This window comes from Paenibacillus sp. FW126-R14 (assembly GCF_058789495.1).
The window spans coordinates 1-16,762 of record NZ_JBYTBS010000093.1; the positions used below are offsets into that span (position 1 = coordinate 1).

Annotated in this window: 8 protein-coding genes; 7 read left to right on the top strand and 1 reads right to left on the bottom strand. The window is 39.7% G+C overall.

Annotated features, from left to right (window positions below):
- From AC3WRW_RS31465 to AC3WRW_RS31490, 6 genes are all read left to right on the top strand, one after another.
- Positions 1 to 1,230: DNA cytosine methyltransferase (locus AC3WRW_RS31465; protein ID WP_492550162.1), on the top strand; the 1,230-nt coding region annotated here is incomplete at its 5' end.
- Positions 1,227 to 3,764, top strand: coding sequence for an ATP-binding protein (locus tag AC3WRW_RS31470; protein WP_492550163.1), 2,538 nt, complete (start codon positions 1,227 to 1,229; stop codon positions 3,762 to 3,764). The genes AC3WRW_RS31465 and AC3WRW_RS31470, both read left to right, overlap by 4 nt.
- Complete coding sequence (locus AC3WRW_RS31475) at positions 3,761 to 5,497, top strand: DEAD/DEAH box helicase family protein (RefSeq protein WP_492550164.1); 1,737 nt, start codon at positions 3,761 to 3,763, stop codon at positions 5,495 to 5,497. Before AC3WRW_RS31470 ends, AC3WRW_RS31475 begins: the two co-directional genes overlap by 4 nt.
- A complete protein-coding gene (locus tag AC3WRW_RS31480) occupies positions 5,494 to 6,204 on the top strand; it encodes a hypothetical protein (protein ID WP_492550165.1) in 711 nt (236 codons plus the stop codon). The genes AC3WRW_RS31475 and AC3WRW_RS31480 overlap by 4 nt, the downstream gene beginning before the upstream one ends.
- A 147-nt stretch (positions 6,205 to 6,351) precedes the next feature.
- Positions 6,352 to 9,096, top strand: a complete 2,745-nt coding sequence (locus AC3WRW_RS31485; RefSeq protein ID WP_492550166.1) for a hypothetical protein — start codon at positions 6,352 to 6,354, stop codon at positions 9,094 to 9,096.
- Positions 9,097 to 9,109: 13 nt separating this feature from the next.
- Positions 9,110 to 14,767, top strand: coding sequence for a DEAD/DEAH box helicase (locus tag AC3WRW_RS31490; RefSeq protein ID WP_492550167.1), 5,658 nt, complete (start codon positions 9,110 to 9,112; stop codon positions 14,765 to 14,767).
- A gap of 568 nt (positions 14,768 to 15,335) precedes the next feature.
- Here AC3WRW_RS31490 and AC3WRW_RS31495 read toward each other — a convergent pair.
- Complete coding sequence (locus AC3WRW_RS31495) at positions 15,336 to 15,674, bottom strand: helix-turn-helix domain-containing protein (protein WP_492550168.1); 339 nt, start codon at positions 15,672 to 15,674, stop codon at positions 15,336 to 15,338.
- Positions 15,675 to 15,924: 250 nt separating this feature from the next.
- Here AC3WRW_RS31495 and AC3WRW_RS31500 point away from each other — a divergent pair, with 250 nt between their 5' ends.
- The gene (locus tag AC3WRW_RS31500) at positions 15,925 to 16,209 is read left to right on the top strand and encodes a hypothetical protein (protein WP_492550169.1); all 285 of its coding nucleotides are present in this window, start codon (positions 15,925 to 15,927) and stop codon (positions 16,207 to 16,209) included.
- Positions 16,210 to 16,762: the final 553 nt, after the last annotated feature.

Genomic DNA, 16,762 nt, shown 5'->3' on the forward strand with positions numbered 1-16,762 from the left:
TTCTTTTATCAATGTTATTATGGAATCATGGGAACAATCGAAAAGAAAATGCTCGATTACTTTATTATCGTTAAAATGTCTGAATATAAAGAGGAAAATACATACAATATGAGTCTTGATAGGAAAATGGATGCATTGGAAATTCCAATATTGTCATTCTTCACTGGAGCCGGCTTTTTAGATATTGGCTTTATGCAAGCGGGATTTCAGACAGTCTGGTCTAACGAATACGACCCGCATTTTGTAAAGGGATTTGAATACGGACTCAGTTCATTGACGGGACAAGATCATAGAATTACCAATACTTCATCCATTATAGGTATAGGCCCCAATCAAATTGCAAAAGAGGCTTTTCATAACACCCTAATTCCTGAGATTTTTGGAATAATTGGAGGTCCCCCTTGCCCGGATTTTTCAGTGGGAGGCAAGAATAAAGGACGTACAGGAGAGCATGGGACCCTGTCTAAGGTCTATGTTGATAAAATAATGGATCTTCAGCCAACATTTTTCTTGTTTGAAAACGTCAAAGGACTTTTTAGAACTACGAGGCACCGGGAATTTTTTGATAGTCTCAGAATGCAGTTTTCAGACCACTACTTGACAGATGTACGTGTTTTAAATTCTCTCGATTTTGGCGTTCCCCAAGACAGAGATCGTGTTTTTATGGTCGGTTTGAAGAAGAAATGGTTAAAAAAGAAACTTGGTGTACGGAATATTCCTAAGGATTATTGCTGGTTTCGATGGCCTGAAGATATCCGTTATTCAGGTGCTAAGCAACGGTTTGTTTGGCCGCGTGAGTCACAGTTTGGAGTTACTCCCGAAAAACCTATTGGTATTCCGGAAGAGTTAATGGTGGGCCCGATCATTTGTGATTTGGAGGAAATCGCTTCATTGCCTAACGGAATTGAGGGATTAAGACCTATCAGCAACAAATATCATGTTATTCATGAAGGAGATGTATCCCGGAAAAGCTTTAAACGGCTTCACCGATGGCGGTACAGCCCTACTGCAGCTTACGGAAATAACGAGGTACATTTACACCCAACACAGCCCAGGAGGCTTACTGTACGGGAAGCACTAAGGATTCAGAGTGTGCCTGATACCTATGTCCTTCCACCGGGCATGCCATTGACATATAAGTTTAAAACGATTGGTAACGGTGTGCCTGTAAAGCTTGCTCATGCAATGGCAGTTGCAATCAGGAACATGTTAGAGGAGGGGTCAAAATGACACAAACGGGTTTGTTTTTTGATTTTACACCAGATCCAAAAGTACTCATAGCACTAACTCATACTCCAATGCTTCCTTTAGATGCACTATGTGAATTGGTTGATAATGCGATAGATTCTTTCCAGGCTGCAAAACTGACAGGTATTAAAATAGAAAATCCATTGATTTCAATTGAGCTGCCGAGAACGGCAGATCTTAACAAAAATGCTGGAATAGTCCGGATTCGCGATAATGGACCAGGTATGACAGCTGAGATGGCGGAAAAATCCATAAAGGCTGGTTTTTCGGGTAATAACCCATACGATAGTCTTGGTTTGTTTGGCATGGGGTTTAATATTTCAACAGGTAAACTTGGCAGGGTAACCCGTTTGCTGACAGCACGTAAAGATGATAAGAAGGCAATTGAGGTACTTATCGATCTAGATAAGATAAATCAGTCCAAGAATTATCAGTTACCTGTGATGATTGTTGATAAACCCAGAGAAATCAATCATGGAACTATTATTGAAATTGGCCAATGGTGGCCTGATGGGAACGCGAATAGCCAATTTGTTAAACGTCTGACACAATACGGTTTGCCTAAAGTCCGTTCTGAATTGGGGCGGCGGTATGCATCTGTTCTAACTAAACGTGAAATAAGGATACTGGTAAATGGGGAACCATGTGAGGCTTTTGAACATTGTGTATGGGATTCCAGCAGATATGTCGAACGTAAGGGTCACGGACAGATTCAGGCTAAATATGATTTTGACCATATTATAGGCGTACAGAGACGATGTGGAAACTGCACTGCTCTAGTACCGGCAGAACTCATTGATTGTCCGGCCTGCAAGTCATCAAGCATCCGAAGTGTTGAGGAACGAGTAAAAGGCTGGGTGGGTATTCAGAGATTTGACGATAGTACGGAGTATGGAATAGATTTGATCCGGAACGGACGTGCAATTCGGATAGCTGAAAAGACGGCTTTTTTTGAACATGTGGATGAATTTAAAAAAACAATAAAGGACTATCCTATTGACGGACCATATGGAAGGATCGTAGGGGAAGTACATTTAAATCATGTTCCTGTAGATTTCCTTAAACAGGATTTTCAGAGGAGCAGCCCTGAATGGCAGCGGGCAATTTCATACCTGAGAGGCGAAAGTTCGTTACAGCCTAATCAACCTGGTACAAATTATAATGAGAGTTATGTTTATAAACTGTTTCAAGGCTTTCGTAGAGTAAGGAAACCAGGAAAATCTGATTTGTATATGGGTTATTGGGATAAAGAAGCAAATGAACCTAAAAGAATCTCAAGAGATGTGGAAAAAGAATATTATCAAAAATTCATAGATAAGCTCCCAGGCTATTACGATGATTCGGAGTGGTGGAAACTGGTGGAGCAAGCTGATTCGCCTCCACTTGAAGAGCTTGTAGAGTGTCCTGAATGCAGCGCGCAAAACTTAAAAGAACATGATACGTGTGCTGTATGCAGTTTTGTTTTGATTGGTAAGCCTTGTATTAATCCCGAATGTAAATACGAAATACCAAAGTCTGCACACTCGTGTCCGGAATGCGGACTATCACAGCTGCCTAAAGTTGAAGAACCTTGGTCGTGTCTGGTCTGTGGCAGTAAAAACAGAGCAACTGAGATAAACTGTACATCATGCAGTGAGGAAAAAGGGACCGAAAACACACTTTCTCAAGAGTTTCTTTCGAAAAACTCGAACAAGTCTGATGAACTGTCTTTGCCAGGATGTTCGATTATGTTGGCAGACGGCACGTATAGTTCTCCTGTGAATGTGAACGTATACATCACACAATCATCAATAAGAGCCAACCAACAAAAAGAAGGGATCCCTCTAATTGCAATTAAAGGGGAAGAAATCGATATATATCTTGATAAAAACCACAAAGTATTTAAATCTTTCCGGATCCGGTCTGAGCAATTGATAGCTGCGGAGGTAGCGTTATACATCTATGATATGAACAGAAGACTTTCAGGTAAACAATATCAAGGTCAACATACGCTTTCAAATATTGAGTGGCAGATTCTTAATAGCAGATGGTCAGATAAACTGGAAGATAGTCCTGAAAAAATCAGAGAAGAAATTAGTGTATTCTTTACTCAATTAAAAGGAAAACTCCCGGAACTTTTAAAGGAAATGGCTGTTGATATATTTAATGAAATGCCCGAAGAGCAAAAGAAGGCTATGGTTGACAACATGCTTAATCAAAGTGCTGATATTAGCCAGCTTGGGGATATGAAGGTAAGCGGGGCGTTTCTATTATACATTAATGAGGACGGAATCACCGACATATTCAAAAAGTATCCGCATGTTTTCTTTGATGGCGGGTTATGGGATATTTCCTACTCCAGTTCGGTAGAGCTATCAGGTAATATTTTGATACAGGCACAGACCAGGATTCGAAACATTCATCTTAACTGTTTGAATGATATAGCAAATTATATAAAATATCGTTCCTCTGAGCCAGGTATTGCTCAAAAAACAAGGTTGTCTTTGGACTTTCTGCAGCAAAAGGTGATAAAGTGAGTGTTTTTATTAGTGATAAAAACCTGAGATTTGGTACGTGGCAAGCATTTGAAAGGGTAGTTTCGCGTTTATTAGCACATGAAGGTTTTTACGGTATAAGACTTGTCGGCCAATCTGGTGACCGGGGCGCTGATATTCTTGCGCATCGGGCCGGTAAACGGTGGTTATTCCAAATGAAACATTGGAAGAACAAGGTTGGTGTCGATGTTGCCGACCAAACGATGGAGGCCATGAGAATATACAGGGCTCAAGTTCCAGTAATCGTAGCTTTAAATGGCTTTGATGAGAAGTTAAAAGAGCACCAGCGATCTCTCATGAGCAGGGGAATACCCCTTCAGCTGTGGGATACAAAGACTCTAGCTGCCAGAGTTGAAAAACTTTCAGAAATGCCCCTTCTTGACAGAGTTCCACGGGAATATCAGGAGCAGGCTATTCGTTCAACGATTCAAGCGTATAATGAAGGAAATAAAAGAGCCCTTATCGTAATGGCTACAGGCCTCGGTAAAACATTCGTTGCGGGCGAAACGATTAAGCGGATCAATGCGGTGTCTCCAATAAAAATTCTAGTAATAGCTCATACAAATGAACTAGTCTACCAGATAGAGAAGGCTTTTTGGCCTTTTTTATCTAAGCAACAGGAGACAACGGTGTGGAACGGATATGAGCAACCTAGCATAGAACGGCTTGAACAGAGTAGTGCCGTTTTCGCATGTTTAAATACTGTTGCTGATTTTGTTCAGCGGGGAAAAGAGCTGCCGCATTTTGATCTTATTATTATTGATGAATGTCATCATGTAGGCGGGCAGATGTATAACGCTGTGTTACAAGATACGATGGCGGGGATGGAAAAAGGCCCTTTTCTTCTTGGATTAACAGCAACCCCTTGGCGGCCTGACGATATTGACCTTTCGGATTATTTTAGTGAACCTCTAGTACGTGTAGACATTGTTACTGGCTTGCGTAATGGTTTCTTATCGAATGTCGACTACAGAATGTTTACTGATAATATTAATTGGGAGGCGTTAGGTGAATTAAAAGGGAAAAAGTTTTCACCGCGGCAGATAAATAGAACATTATTTATTACTGAATGGGACGATGCTGTTGTATTCGAATTGAGAAGGGTTTGGCAAGAACAGCATAAGCCGCGGGCTATAGTTTTCTGTGGTACGATAGATCATGCTGCCACTATGAGAGACCGGATTAATTCACTAGGCTTCTGCAACGCGTCGGCAATATATTCGCAAACTTCCACAGGCCGTGTTATGGACCCGGCGGAACGAAACCGGATACTTTGTGATTTTCAGGACGGTGCAATCGATGTATTATGCGCAGTTGATATCTTAAATGAAGGCGTGGATGTGCCGGATGTCAATATTATCGTGTTTCAGAGAGTGACCCATAGCCGCAGAATATTTATCCAACAGCTTGGCAGAGGCTTAAGATTGTCCAAGGATAAGGAAAAGGTTATTGTTCTGGACTTTGTTTCGGATATACGCAGATTTGCCGCAGGTATTGATCTAAAAGATGGTCTTGTTGAGGATGGACCTGCTCCGGGAAACCCGGTCCGAATCAATTTGCCGCATAAAGTTACTTTCAGGAAAGCCGGGGGGGAAGACCCGAAAACCGAATCATTCCTGAGGCAGTGGCTTGAAGATGTAGCCGCAGTAGAAGGAGCGGGCGAGGATACAAGCATACTAAAATTTCCGCCAGAATTGCCAGGAGGACGAAAATGACATTTGATGAAGTCATTAATGATATCGAAAAGATGGTTGGTTTGGAACTAGAAAGCATTAAACCTGGTGCGAACATTATCCTGACAGGCGTAGATAGGACAGCAAAAAGAATTGAGTTGACTACTTCTGCAGGTAAAGACAAGACAAGGCCTTTTAGCGAACTGAAAAAAATATGGGATAAGTTATGTACTTCACCGGCTGCGCATGTAGATAGTGTTCTCGCTGGTTCCGGTTCAAGCAGGAATCAACCGGAAACCTTGATGGCTAATTTGCCATACATAGAGTGGTTTTTTATGGATGGGAAAAAGCATCTTGCTTTGATGAAGGAACCGACTCATGATTATGGGACGCTTTTTAGAATGGATGAAGTGGCTGCAATTGAGATAAAAGATAAATTATTGAATGAAGAGAATACTGCCTGTGAAATAATTATCATTACTGAGGATATAAGAGCAACTAGCGCTTCATATGAAAATATTTTCGGGTTGCCCTTAAAACCGCTCTCGCCAGGTGTTTATGAGCAATATAAGGATAAGGTGAGATTTATATTCGTGTCAAAAAATAATTTAAATGAACAAGCTAAGACAGGTACTTACTTGGTGATAACTGGAAATACAGGAAATAGTACAGGCCCGTCTATTTCTATAAATGGACGTGAGTATCGGTTGTTTATTGAGGGAGGACTTAAATTCCTGATCTCAAAATAACTAATGTATAGAATCATTTTTTTGAATTAAGGAACCAAACATAAAATACAAAATACACCCATTTAGTAGGGTGTATTTTTAATTGCCGACAAATATAGGAAGGGATTGATAATATTGATGTAGAAATATAGGAGTTATTGCCTAAAATTGAACGAAGGACTGAGTCTTATGCATCAGGTATATGATAAATGGAATGAGAGTCTCTTCGATTATTTTTTCGGAAAGCATAATTCTGGAAATGTAATTTACCTCTATGTAAATGAAGAACTTATTGTAATGATAGGTGAGAGGTTAGGTATACCAAAAGAAAAAGCTATAAATGATTTCTGTCTGTCTGTTCAATCGTACACAAAGGATGGTAATGAACTTTTCGAAAGAGCATCTAAAAGAGGGCAGAGGTGGTTTATTCAAAAGGCTGATGGGATACCACCATTTGTTGCAATCATGGCTCTGACAGTTCTAGCCGCTGTAAATATGAGAGCTGATTCCGAAAACGGTATTGGTGGTGGTAACTACTATGTTAGGCTACGTGAATTACTTGGTCTAGCAGGGATTGGAATGCCAAAGGGATTTGATAAGTTTCAAATCTTATGGGAGATATTACGCGACTGGCAAGAACTAAATGATGGGAAATATGGGTATATCAATATATTTGAATTTGGAACTAAGTATACAGCCTATGCTCGTTCCCAGTGCTTAATAAGAGAGACAGAAAGAGACCAATTATATGATTTCTTTTATTGGGCAGGCTATAAACCCGGGATCCAGGTAGATGCAAAATATCTCATAAACCATCTGGAGGCTTATTTATCATCCAGGTTTAATAGATTAAGTAGAATGTTTAACACTAAAGATTTAGCCTTAAAAAAGGAAATAGCTGAAACAGTACTCCATGAGTTTAAGAGATGGACTGGAGTTACCCGCGAAAAGCAATCCTTAATAGCCCATTATAGTGAAGCGACTAGAATTAAACAGTTGAAGCTGTTCCTAGTACTAGAAGCTGAAGGCATTATGCCTATTGTAAAAATTAGTTTTAATTACATGGTTGATAATGAAATATTCATTAGTAACCTTGAAGATGATGAGTTTGGATTTGAAGGATTTACTTATCGAAATAATCTATTTCGCAAATATGTAGTTCAAGAATTACTAAGTGAATCATTACTGTTTGAATCCTCAGACAAGTGCAGCCAATTAAAACATGAAGGCTCATATTATTTCATTTTTAGAAGAGGCCAAGACAAAGGATTAAAAGGTTGGGTAAGCCGACAGGATTTACTTTCTGGTCATGAACACCTCTTACTGATTAACGACAAATTGAATCAGTCAGTAGAAAAATGGATAATCGATCAAAATATACAAACCAAATCGAAGAACTATAAAGGCTTGCCTGACGGCTGGAAAAGTCTAAGTATTTTCATTCCAGAGAATGCAAAAATAATACCTCTGGACTCCAAAATGAATATGAATGATGAAAATACAAGCGTCCATTTGTCGGGCGGCTTGAAAATCGGGAATCAGGAATGGCTGCTTGATGCCCCCCCGGCTTTGTCAATTTCTGCACCCGCAAGAACTACGGTAAAAATTAACGATTCTGAATCTTTCTGCGTAATTGATGGTGCTGATAATATAGATCTCAGCATGTTACACCTAAAAAGTTCAGATACTTATGTTGTTAACGTCAACAATTCAAACAGAACAATCATTTTAAGAAATGATCATTTACATCAGATAAATCAGGAGGACTTTACGCCAGTTACTTCACAAGCAACCGATGGCGAACTGAAAATAGCTGGTACCTATATTTATAATAACCTAGCTGAGTTTGATAATTGTTTTGACATGAAGGGCGAAGTTGCGGCTCTAATAGTTGACGGGAAACTCTCGATGAAGAAAATCCCGCCATTTATTAAGGCAGTTCCTTACGACTTAGATCGTGGATACAAAAATTTAGGGATAAAATTCGGCAATGATGAATTACCTTTACGCAAAATTGATCTGTTTATCGAATACTTAACTTTACGCGGAGAAGGTAATTGGACTAACTTCTTGAGGGGGTTAAGCCGGTGTTTTGGTGAAGAACAACTCCGGTTAAAAGCGTATGAAGTTAGACAAACACTATCTCAAACAGGATTTGTCGAATTTACGCGTGAGGGAGATACCAATAATTTTTATTGGAGAGTGATTCCAACATCAGCTGCTGTTATTCCTTGTGTGGATCCGTTAGTTGCAATATCTGGTGCAAGAACAAGAAAAATGTTTGAATTATGGCAGAATAGTAGCAAAGACAGGTTTGAGATAATATGGTCAACTCCAACAAGTGATCTAGAACCTCTATCGGTTTATATATTCTCCAAAAATTGGGATGACTTGGAGGAGTCCCTTCAAAGCATGAAACTTCCATATAATTTAGGTGATGATTATTTTGCTTATCACCTTGCTAATTGCTTGCCATCGATTGCTTCTCTAATTGTTCAAGATGAAGGGATTTTAGCGGCGAGTTATGAAAACTGGGATATGAAGGGTTGGGATACCAATTTATCGAGATGGGTTAAGAATGGTTCTTCAAGACTAAAACAGTACACAAGCCGTTTCGGGGATTACATATGTGTTTTACAACTTCTTAATGGAAAGAAAAAGCAGGTAGATAGGGATATGGGGAAACTCTACTTGGCCTCCATTGAAAAAAAAAAATTATTCATCTACAGAAATCATGAACTTAGAATAAGAACTGAGTATATGTTGCCGGAACTCTATGAACGCTCACTCACTGCCTGTTTAGGAAAGTGTCCTGAGAGGGATAAATCGTACCGTGTTTATAGAAATGTCCCATTGGAAGTTGCCTTGACTATAGTACATAAGCTTGGGTATGAACTTGAATTTTTAAGGTAGGAGTGAAGAACGCATGGAAGATGTCCTGGGCCTTTTTCAGAGAATGAAAGAAATGTATTTCCGCTATATGGATAGCCCGTTTGCGCTTGGCCATGATAAATTAGCAGCAGAGCGGAAGTCTCTATTGGAACAGGAAGGGAATATATATCAGTATCCATATATTGAAGCTCTTCCGCCTTTTATAAGTTCCCAAAAAACGCTCAAAGAAGTTTGTAAAGATATTGGGGTGTCATCTGACTTTTCAGAGTTTGCGACTTTAGGTTTATTTGATCCCAAGAATAAGTTGCATCAACATCAGTATGAGGCATTTAATAATGTTGTTGCAGAAAAGAAAAATATTGTTGTAACATCCGGTACGGGTTCTGGAAAAACGGAGAGTTTTTTATTACCGCTTATTTCAAACATATTAAACGAATCAAAAAAGTGGGCTTCCCCAGGTCATCACACTCAAAAATGGTGGGAATCAGGAAGAAGATGGACTTCGACAAGGGCACACGAAAAACGAAAGGCAGCAGTAAGAGGGTTAATTTTATACCCTTTGAATGCTCTCGTTGAAGACCAAATGGTGCGGTTGCGTAAGGCATTAGACAGTGACGGAGTGAGAGAATGGTTTAGGGAGAATAGGGATAATAACAATATTTATTTTGGCCGCTATACTGGTAAGACACCTGTTCCGGGCAATCCATCGAACTCAAATAAAGTAAGTCAATTAAAAACCGCAATGAAAAAAATGGAACAAAAACAAGTTGAGCTCCGGGCTTACTTTGAAGATATGATGCTCAATGCAGGTAACAATCATGATTTTAGGACGAAGCAAAGTATTATTACTGAGCTACAGAATGAGTCTGAAATCGATGCGGGTATTCTGTTACTAAAATCGCAGTGGAAACCACATGAGGTAGAGTTAATTAGAACTAAATTGGCTAATCGGCTAAATGAAAAGCTAGCATTTTTAAACCAGGTCGATGGATCGGAAATGATTTCCCGTTGGGATATGCAGGAATCGCCTCCCGATATTTTAATCACGAACTTTAGCATGCTGAACATCATGCTAACGCGCCAAATCGAACAACAGATTTTTAGTAAAACGCGTGAATGGCTTGCAGAAGACCCTTCCAATATATTTCATTTGGTTCTTGATGAACTGCATGCCTATCGGGGGACTGCTGGCACCGAAGTTGCTTACGTTCTCCGCGCATTGCTTGACCGATTGGGTCTCAGACCGGATAGTCCTCAACTTAGAATATTAGCGACCAGTGCATCCTTAGATGAAAACGGAAGGGAGTTCCTAGGCGATTTTTTTGGTGTTCCACTTGATAAATTTGAAATAATTTCTGGAGACCGGGAAAGCGGAGAAAAATTTCCGCTTAGTCATTATTACAAGGATAATAAAAATCATTTTTCAGAGCTCTTCAACTCATTCCACAAAGAAGCTGACTGGAATCAATCTATCACCAAATTCTGCAGGGAGTTCAACGTAACATACGATGCCAAGGCACCAGGCGAGAGTATAACTAAGGTTCTTGAAAGTAGCGGGGCTCTGCGTGCATTAATTCGTGAATGTGAAAAACCCAAATCCATTAAATATCTTTCGGCCAAATTGTTTGATGATGAGAATGATCTAAGCTCCATCGGTGGTTTATTGTTAGCTGTTGTAAAATCCAGGTATAATGGCGAACGCGATGTTGTTTTACCTTTAAGAGCTCATTTATTTTTTAGAAACTTTCAAGGACTTTGGGCGTGTTCTAATCCTTACTGTACAGAAGTGAATCCCCTTTACAGTTACAGCGGAAGGAATATCGGAAAATTGTACAATCAACCACGTATTCAATGTGGCTGCGGTTCACGCGTTTTGGATTTCTATTATTGCCAAAATTGCGGGGATAGCTTTCTTGGCGGATTTAAGACAGTTGATAAAACCGATGATTCAGAAAGTCAATTTTTTTTAAGTGCGGAATTTCCCGAAATCGAACAGCTTCCAGATAGACTGCCTCCTATCAAGAAATATGGACAGTATGCGGTTTATTGGCCGTCATTGAAGATTGATCCTGAAGCGGCGAAAGAATGGACACGCACAACTTCTGGGGATGAGTCAGAGCAGGCTGGAAACAGTAAAAGTAAAATGAAGTTTAAATGGGAGAAAGCTGAGTATACTCCTAGAATGGGGAAAATATGTTCTAACCAACATAGTGCCACAGGACATTGGTATCAAATTAAGAATATGAAAGACTCAGCACAACTAATGCCAGCATTTCCGATCATATGCCCAAATTGTGCAGACGATTGGGAATTACAGCGTATTTCAAGTGGATGGCTTCCTATTGAAAGTGAAAAACGTACTCGTTCTCCAATTCGTGGCCAAAGAACAGGCTTTGACATGATTGCACAAGTAATGCTCGATGCCTTAATGAGGGAACTTCCAGATAAAGAGCAACCGAAAGCAGTACTATTTTCGGATAGTCGGCAAGATGCAGCTAAATTGTCAGCGAAGTTGGAAATTAACCATTATCGGCAGAGTATCCGCTATGTCGTTATAAAGATCGTCCAGGAACAGAATGCTTCTTTACGCAGCTTTATCAAACGTGTCAGACAAGAAGCTTTATCAGATTTGGAAGCATCGTTGGCTGAATCGTACTGGAACGAGAACTATAATGAAGCCAGACTGATTGATGATGCATTATGTAACAGAAATCTGCCTCCGGCTAAATTGGAAGAGGCTAAAGAATTAATAAAATTAGCAGAGGGTTATCCGAAATTAAGCGATTTGTGGGAGAGTATTGAGAAAGAACTGCTCAAAGTTGGTATTAATCCTGGTGGCCCGGAAAATTCATTAAAGGAGAATGATGAGGACCATTGGACGAAGTTGTATAATTGGTTAGATAGAAGCAACCCTATGCCGAAGGTGAATTTGGGTGATACAAAGATACAATATCGGAATGAGCTACTCAAGAAGTTAAAAGAACGTGTTATGCTAGATGTTCTATTCTCGCAAAGGAAAAGAGATTTAGAGTCCATAGCACTTGCAACAATATCGACTGATATGGATAAAGATTTTGAAGGTTACCTGGACAAAGAACCCGCATTCTGGCGCCAGTTGGTGGATAGCTCTGTCCGAATTCTGGGCGGGTTGAAACGCTTTGATGGTGGTTATAAAAAACCAAATGAATCGACGCCGGTTCAACTAGAGGCTTATTGGAAGGCAGTTGCAAAAGAAAATAAGTTGAATGAAACACAGTTCTTGGACAGAGCCCGCCGAATATTTTCTTCTTTACGTGGTGTTAAACAATACTTATTACAATCCAATGAATTGCAGGTCATTCCATTCAGCGGAAAAGTCTATGCTTGTATAAAGTGTCATCGGATACACTTGCACTCATCCTGTTCGGTATGTACTGATTGCTATACTCGTCTAGAAGAAAGCAGTCTTGAGGACTCTGTAACTAATGATTACTATCGATACCTTTCTGTTGATTCAAGAACTGCCCGCCGTTTTCATTCCGAGGAAATGACAGGTCAAACGGATCCAGATGATGCATTAAAGAGGCAGCAGCTTTTTCAAGGTATCTTCGATTCAGAAGATATCCCACTTGTCGACGAAATCGATATTTTAAGTGTCACTACCACAATGGAAGCTGGAGTGGATATTGGATCTTTACGAATAGTGGCTATGTCAAATATGCCCCCGCAAAGATTTAATTATCAGCAGCGCGTAGGACGGTGTGGACGCCGGAATTCCCCTTTGTCAGTAAGTTTGACACTCTGCCGCGGCAGAAGCCATGATGATTGGTATTTTGATAACTTAGACAAGATTACGGGCGATCCTTCACCTCAACCATATATAGATCTGCAGTCAAAAAAGATTTTTAGCCGTGTTGTTAATAAAGAGATGCTTTTTTACGCCTTTCAGGATACAGGGTTATCACAAGAGGATATCGGCGGAGAAAGTGTCCACGGGCAGTTTGGTAATCGGAATGACTGGCAAATGATTAAAGATCGAGTACAAGCGTATTTTGATTCAAAAGCAGGGGCCACCCGATTAGACCAAGTTATTAAAACACTATCCGTAAGAAGCAAAATCGCTTATGGGGATTTAAAGCAAGTACAGGATGATGTATTGAGTGGAAGATTAACGAAAGAGATTTCGCGGATTGCGAACAACCCAAGATATTCTTCGAATGCCCTTAGCGAAAATCTTGCTGCAGCCGGTTTGCTACCTATGTTTGGGTTTCCGACAAGGGTTAGGTTGTTACATCATGGTAGGAAGGATGCGCGTACTACAATTCAAGATTTAGATAAACATACAGTGGACCGGGATTTGGAAATGGCTATAAACGACTACTCACCTGGATCCGAGGTGGTTAAAGATAAGTCAAAACACCGTGCTGCGGGAGTGGCACATTATTGGATCCAGGGAAATCGTATTATGGCAGAAGCAAATCCTCTTGGCGATATTAAAACTATTGCTATATGCAAAAAATGCCATATGCTGTTCGATAAAGATTTAAAGGAAGAATGTCCATCATGCCAAGCAACATCAGAGTCCACAGACAGTCCGTACAGAAAAATTCGAATTTCCGAGCCTCAAGGCTTCAGAAGTGATTGGATTAAGCGGGACTACAAGGAAGAATTCGAATGGTCATCAAGAAGTTCTGTACCAAGACTGGCTCTCGACGGAAATAATGATAGTAACTATACCCACGAAATATACAATACTGCTTTCACGTGTATGGAAGGAGATGTTTATACGATCAATGATCGTAACGGGGCATTATTTACCTTTGAGAAGGCTCGAAACGATTATGATGGCTGGATTGAAACAACAAGTTTAGCTGATGGCTATAAGCCCCCGGTACTGAGTTCAATAAAAGAAGAAGTAGCTTTAGCGGCTATTAAAAATACAGAGGTACTAATTATTAGCCCTAAAACAACTGCTGTGGGAATTAGCTTTGATCCGACAGTTCTTGGAGTCCGTGCGGGTCTAGTTTCCTTCGGATTTCTTTTTAGAAGAATCGCGACAAATCTTCTGGATGTTGATGCGGATGAGCTTCAAGTAGGTGTTCGTTCGGTCTATAATCGTTCTTCAGAAAACCTCGAAGGCCAGGTTTTCTTTGGTGACAGACTTATTAATGGAGCAGGTTACGCTAAATATTTAGCCCAAGAGCACGTCGTGGGGAAAATCCTGGATGACTTATGCGGTGAGCTCAGTTATATTCCAAAACTTCGTGATCACAACTGTGATTCTTCCTGTTATGAATGCCTGCGAACTTATGAAAATATGAGTTATCATGGAATTCTTGATTGGCGGCTTGGACTAGATACTGCCCGATATCTAAGGGATGGGAAGGTACCTGTTATTGACGGGCAGTGGATTGATTTGGTCCAAAACTCTTTAAACAGTCTTGCGGAAGACTTTCCTGAGTTAGAGCCAAAATGGTTTTCCGGAGTCCCTGGTTTAAAGTTGATTGCCTTTGAGGAGGAAACCATTACATTGTTTGGACATCCATTCTGGAACAACAAAATCAATAATGAAGATTATTTTCCTCGGGAATTAGCCGAGGCGAAGGCAAAAGCAGAAGTAGAAGCTAGAGTCGATAAATATTTTAATATTTTTGATTTAATTCGTCGCCCAACTTGGGTAATTCAAAAGATGATTGAAGGAAAAAATGAATAAAATTACCTGATTGGCCTGAACCTGAACCTGATATGATACCTTTTCTGACTCCAACTACTTATAGGGTATTTCGTTAGTGTGCTCTGAAAGAAGTTCGAAGTCTGCCATCTATAAGGATCTTGTATATATTCAACCAAAAGCAAGAATAGGTACGGTTTGTCATGAGATATTTGAGAGGATTGGAAGAGGGGGATTTGATCAGTTACCAGGGCAATTGATACTTTGATAATAACAATTAAAAATAAAGATAGCTTATTGGCAAAAAGATTATTTGAAATATGTCAGAAAAACGAGTTTATTAAGTGGATAACGAACTAGAGTAACTGGTGCATAAACTATAGTGTTGACACCTTGTTGACGAACATCGTCAACAAGCAATCAAACTCTAACAAAAAGAACAATTGGTTATGGTTAAAACCCTTGTAAATCAAGGGTTTTAACCAACTAATACAGATTCTAATCAACACCCGCATGTTCCCGCATACAGTGAATGTAAATTTAATTACGTTGTTAATTTTGAAATGATCGGCGAGAATAAGCAATAAAACCCACCTTTGTATGGTGGGTTTTATTGCTTATTCTTTTTTGCTAACTGCGATTCATACTTACGAATCAAATTAAGACTCTCTTTTAAATAGTTAGCTTCTTCTGGTGTTAGGTTCTCTTTGTTCCCAGTCAGAAACGCAATATTGTCTAGCTCTACGTTGGTTTTAAATTCTCTACTGAGAAGTAAATCCAGGCTTACCTCAAAAAAGTCAGCCAATGCAATAAGCGTTGCAAAATCAGGTTCACGAGTGCCTTGCTCATAATTAGCGATTTGTCCGCGTGATAGGTTCATCTGTGTTGCAAGCTCATATTGACTAATGCCTTTATTGTTTCGAAGTTCTGCTAGACGTTTGCCGAACACGTAAAATCACCTCAAGACCATTATAAGTAACAAAATTCGGTTGCTACTATAATGGACACGATAAGTTTCATTTATGCTTGATGGTTTAAGGATAATACGATATATTAAATGTATTAGACACAAAGTGTGTCTAATTATTCATGGGAATGCCGTAATCTTGGCCCACAGTATCTCATTAAGAGAACTAGAATGTAACTCAGACACAGAAGGTGTCCTTAAAGCAACCCTAAGTTTATCGGAGGTGGCAGCCATGCAAGAAATCCAAACCAAATACGAAGAGGTATTGCAAGAAGAATCCATCTTAACTCAAAGAATCAACCTCTGCCATGAATTCATGGACATCATTCTAAAGTATATATCCCGAAACGCAGATTCTATTCACATCCTCACAGCAGAGGACATTGTCACCGCAGTGCATACAATCGGGCAGGATTTGGATACAGAGCTGCTTCATTTAAAACTGGAGAAGGGAATTCTTGAAAATAAGTTGAAAATTTTAAATGCAGAATCAAGTGAGTTGTACAAAAGTTTTTAAATTGTAATAACCTTAAATAGCCATGGGATACTACATATGGCTGTACATCCAATGGAATGTCCTTCTAAGGAGCGGAGTTGATTTTGTTTAAAAGAACTACATATGTCTTAGGGCTCATATTAGTGCTCGCTGGGCGGAAAATCAGATAATTTTAAGCTTATAAGCTCGCCAAATCTGGTATCAGCGGAATCAAAGGATAAAAAGGTTGAATTGATTAGTTCAGATAATGGGGGTGTAATATCGTAAGCGTTAAATAGCCCTCATCTTGATGACAAGGTTTGGGCTATTTGACGCTTACTTATCCTAACGTACATCTCCGAGAAAGCAGATTCTATTCACTTGCTTACTGCAGAGGATATTATTACTTCAGTTCATACCATAGGTAAGGATTTGGATACGGAATTGCTTCATTTGAGGCTGGAGAAGGGGATTTTGGACAATAAGATCAAAGGACTAACGGATTAATAGGGTCTTCAAAGAGGGTGTCCCATAAGTAAGAACTAATGACTTTAGGACATGGCTACCATTCAGAAAAATGGTTTTTAAAAAAAGC